Below are 1,058 nucleotides of genomic sequence, written 5' to 3' on the forward strand. Positions count from 1 at the left end.
GAGGCGTTAGAGAAACATGCGCTATCGCCTTCGATTAATAATCTGAACAATTATGTCTCTTTGTTGAGAAAAGTGCTTCGTGAATTCGATCTTGATGATGCGATTGTTACTGTGCCAAAGTCGGGTATTATTTTTAATATCAGTGATGTCAATGTTATTGAAAATAATAGAAAAGATAAAGCATTGCCGGAAGGGACTGAAACCGATGAATCGACCGGTTCACCCGCCATGCCTCAGCCCGCGCTTGTCCAGCATAAAAAAAAGCAAGGGCATCTTTTTCGGTGGGGATTAAGCGTTCTCAGTATTGCTGTGCTGTTCCTGGCGGGTTTTACCATGATCGCAGCAAAGGAGAGCTATTTTCCTGCCCGAAGCACTTTACAGATGGATGGAAACGGCAAATGCGAGATGTACTACCTCTATGACCGCTTGACCGATGAGGATGATACGCTTTCCGCTAGCACCGTAGAGAGTTTATGCTCCAACAATGTGCTGTTTTTTCTATCTAAAAAGGTTGTCATTTCTGATGCGTTGGATAAGCGGAATGAAATCATTATTACCTGCAAGCAGGACGGGAAAGAGTGTGTGACTTATGTTAATTATTAAAATCAGAAAAAAAATAGCACTTACGATCGGCGTTCTGGTCTTTTTCTCTTTAGCCTGTGCTTTTTTCCTTTTTTATGGAAATAGAATCCCTAATCCACTGGTTTGTCAGGGAAAAGTAAAGTCGTCGGGTATGGAAAATGGATCGCTGGTTCGAAAAGAGTATGATGTATATATCTATTTGAGTGATAAAGAACGCGCGTTGGTGCTCATTAGTGGTGTTTATGTGGGGAGCGATAATGTGATTAAAACACTTCGTCGAACCCTTAGCTTTGACCCGCAGTGGACTGGTAATCATCTAAAAATACGTAATTTCGCTGTGGATAAGCACATTAATGACAACGCACCCGATGACACCATTCCTTGGGTGGGAGAAAATGATGTTGTCAAATTTGAGATGTTGATGAAGGACGTTTACTTAGTCAGTTCGGTGCACTCCAAGGTAGCCTGCCAGCAAC

2 protein-coding genes are annotated in these 1,058 nt (G+C 42.2%); both read left to right on the plus strand.

The window, feature by feature from the left end; all coding sequences use genetic code 11:
• On the plus strand, positions 1-603 hold a 603-nt coding region (locus tag J5224_RS29605), incomplete at its 5' end, for a CadC family transcriptional regulator (protein ID WP_264628638.1).
• Positions 590-1,058: hypothetical protein (locus J5224_RS29610; protein ID WP_264628639.1), on the plus strand; the 469-nt coding region annotated here is incomplete at its 3' end. The genes J5224_RS29605 and J5224_RS29610, both read left to right, overlap by 14 nt.

This window comes from Candidatus Symbiopectobacterium sp. NZEC135 (assembly GCF_025962695.1).